This window comes from uncultured Campylobacter sp. (assembly GCF_938030785.1).
GTDB lineage: Bacteria > Campylobacterota > Campylobacteria > Campylobacterales > Campylobacteraceae > Campylobacter_B.
This window is the reverse complement of the sequence record NZ_CALHIK010000028.1, coordinates 1-3434: the sequence shown is the minus strand read 5'-3', so window position 1 is coordinate 3434 and position 3434 is coordinate 1. Positions and strand designations below refer to the sequence as shown.

The 3434-nt window shown below is 48.6% G+C and carries 2 protein-coding genes and 1 pseudogene; 1 reads left to right on the top strand and 2 read right to left on the bottom strand.

The features are described from left to right. Together Q0438_RS01405 and Q0438_RS01400 are read right to left on the bottom strand one after the other, a co-directional pair. Positions 1-381 (bottom strand): annotated as a pseudogene (locus Q0438_RS01405) (amidohydrolase); the annotation flags it as partial. Between the two features lie 10 nt (positions 382-391). Continuing rightward, complete coding sequence (locus Q0438_RS01400) at positions 392-1630, bottom strand: M20 family metallo-hydrolase (RefSeq protein ID WP_299186490.1); 1239 nt, start codon at positions 1628-1630, stop codon at positions 392-394. A gap of 234 nt (positions 1631-1864) precedes the next feature. Here Q0438_RS01400 and Q0438_RS01395 point away from each other — a divergent pair, with 234 nt between their 5' ends. After that, positions 1865-2872 (top strand): hypothetical protein, encoded by a 1008-nt coding sequence (locus Q0438_RS01395; protein WP_299186488.1) that lies wholly within the window; start codon positions 1865-1867, stop codon positions 2870-2872. Positions 2873-3434 lie beyond the last annotated feature (562 nt).

The window sequence follows — 3434 nt, the reverse complement described above, 5'->3', positions numbered from 1 at the left end:
GCTCTCGGTCACGTCCACGCCGTCTATGTCAAATCTAAAAGCGACCGTCTTGCCCACGCGTCCCGTATCTATTTCGGCTACGAGACCCGTTAGCCCATCCTCCATCGCATCAAGAAATTTCATCTGATCTGCGTTTAGCAGCTCTTTGGCGCGCTGCTTCGCCTTCTCGCAGGCATCCTTGCTACCTACGCCCTGCCTGGCTTCAGCCTTTACCACCTCGCGACCGAGCTTTATCTCATAGCCCAGGCGCTGCATTCGATCTGCGATAACCGCGGTCGTAAAAAAGGTAAACCAACCCGTCTCGGGATGCGAGTGGAAAAACCTGCGATCCCCGATCATCTCGCTCTTGAGCGCCTCTACTTTTTGTGCGATAGCATCCATCTTCTCTCCTTTATTTTTTAGCTAAGCTTAACATCGCCGCAGCTAAAACCTTCGTAGCGGCAAATGCGTCGTGCCAGTTTATGCTTTCATTTACGTTGTGGCTGATGCCATCCTTGCACGGCATGAAAAGCATCCCAACGCGATCCGCAAGCTCCGTCATATTCATCGCGTCGTGTCCCGCGCCGCTAGGAAGTCTTAGGCTTGAAATTTTAAGCTCGCCGGCACAGCTTTCAAGCAGAGCGATCATCTCCTCGCTTAGCTTTACGGGGCGATCCTTGATGAGATTTTTTAGTTCAAATTTGCACCCTCTGCGAGCGCAAATTTCATCTATCGCCGCGCAAATTTTATAGTCCGCCGCCCTAAGCGCATCCTCGTCTATATCGCGTATATCAAGACCTAGCGTGCAGGAGCCGGGGATCACATTTAGCACGCCGGGTAGCGCATTTGCATAGCCCGTCGTTGCAACCGTAGTTTTGCCATCCTTGGCGATCCTCTCCGCGCTTAAAACGATCTCACTAGCGCAAGCCAGAGCGTCGCAGCGCATATCCATTGGCGTAGTGCCGCTGTGATCGGCTCTGCCCTCGATCCGCAGCTCGTATCGCACAGGCGCGGCAATACCCGTGACGATGCCTACTGGGATACCCCGCCTCTGCAATACCGGTCCCTGCTCGATATGAAGCTCGATATAACTATGAAAGCTGGATTTTGGCAGGACGCAGCTTTTTAAATTTGCGGGATTTAGCCCAAACTCCTGCATGGCGTCAAATAGCGAAATTCCGTCTTTATCCTTTAGCTCGTATAGCCGCTGCCGCGAGAGCTTGCCACTAATTATCTTGCTGCCTACAGTCGCCATTTTAAAGCGGCTTGATTCCTCGCAAACAAAGACGATGAGCTCCAGCGGTCGCGCAAGCTTTTCTCCGCTATCTCGCACCGTGCGGATCGCCTCCAAAGCCGCCATGACGCCTAGCGTGCCGTCGTAAAAGCCGCCTTGCGGCACGCTATCGATATGCGAGCCAGCACTTACGGACGGCAGATTGGGATTTTTAACGCCGCTAAATTTAGCGAAAATATTGCCCGCATCGTCGATTCTGATCTTGAAATTTTCTTTTTGAAGTAGCGATATGAGGAGATTGCGCGCCTCTTTATCCTCGCGCGAAAATGCAAGCCGCGTAAGCCCGCCGCCCGCCAAAGCTCCAAAGCGGCTTATCTGCTCAAACTCGCTTTTAAGACGCCGTGTGTTTATGTCCATAAATCCCCTTTTTTAAAAATTTATGAGTACGGCATTTTAATATCAAATTTATATAACGAAGCTGAAATTTGCCTATCGCAGCGGCAAATGGGGCGCTAAAACGGCGCGAGCAAAGCCGCTTTAAGATAACGCTATAAATTTTAAATTTTGCCTTCTGGGCTTTAAAATCGCGATAAGCTGCTTAGCTTCAGACTAAACGGATATAATTATCGCAAAATTTAATAAGGATCAGGAATGAAACAGGGCTCGTTAGAAGGACTTTATGAAAAGCTAAGGCAATTTGATAGGCTGGCGGATAAGGAGGAGCATCTGTTTGATGCGATAAGGGGAGCTATCGAGGCGGAAAATTTCGAATTTGCCGCGCAAATTTGCGACTTTGTGCTAAACGAGGAATTTGAAAAATTCGGCGCGGTTTTAAGAACGAGGGCGCTAATGTGGCTCACGGGCTACATCACGCAAAATTTGAAAGACAGCGAAAGCGAATACCCAAATTTCGGCGACTTTGAGAGCTGCCTATGGAAATTTAAATGGATAGTCTCGGGCATCGCCAAAAGCTCCATGATAGAAAAAGAGCTCATAGACGAGGCAAACGAAGCGATGCTGTTTTACTACGAGCGTATGGAGCTCTCTCTGGCGGCCTACTACAAGGCCTTGATGAATCAAAACATCGACATGGGCGATGCTAGAGAGGCGAAGTCAAACTACGAGCTGTGGAAAAAGCTCGCCAAAGACGATATGAATGATTGCGAGGCGTGCGAAGCTAGCGATGAGATCGCGTATTTAAATTTTGCAGGCGAGCATGCAGCGGCGCTTGAGCTTGCCGCACCGTTGCTCTCGGGCGAGCTAACTTGCTCCGAGGTGCCGCACATAACCTACGCGCCGATACTTTTTAGCATGATAGCGCTAGGCAGGACCTGGGAGGCGAAAATCCTGCTGCCAAAGGCCGCGGCGACGATCGAGTCAAATCCTCGCGTCATAAATCAGATCGCGCCGCTAATCGAGATCGCCGTTAGGCTGGATGAGCGCGAGACGGCGCTAAGCTTAGCGCGCAAGCACTCCGCGGCGATCCTTGAGGGCAACGACGATCTAAACGACCTGCGATTTTTCATCGCAGTTAGCGCGTTTGGCGATGAGAGCGACTACAAAACGGCTTTGGAGCTGGCGGGCAAATTTGACGCTAGAAATCAAAATTTTTACTACGCCGATTATCTAAATAAATTTTACGAGGAATTTGGGGGTTGAAATTTTATAATTTAAAAATCTCGCGCACTTTGCCTGCGAAGCAGAGCGCTATTTCTCAAGCACGTACGGCGCGATAGTTTAAAATTTGCAGCTTGATACTACTTCGCGCTCGCAACGGCGAGCGCGATAAAATTTGCGCCGAACGGACGCGGGCAGCTCGCACAGTAAAATTTTAGCCGCTTACTCGCTCGTCGGTAACCGCTCTCCGAAATAGATAATTAAAGCGCGTGCGCGACTTAAAATTTTAACTAGATTAGTGCGGATCAAAGCGAATATTTGCGGCGGCAAGACATATATTCTAAATTTAAATCGCCGTAGAACGTAAAATTTAAACCGAGTCCAGCATTTATATAGCCGTAAAACACGTGCGACGACGTATCTCGCGCATCTTCACCTAGACCTAGCGGCAAATTTAATAGCAAAATTTAAAGCGTGGCACGACGGGATTTTAAAATAAAATTTGAAGTAGATTTTTAAATGTAAAATTTAAAGTGGACTCTTAAATTTAGAATTTCAAATAAATTTTAAAATTCCAAGAGAATTTCATCCCTTGGAATTTTAA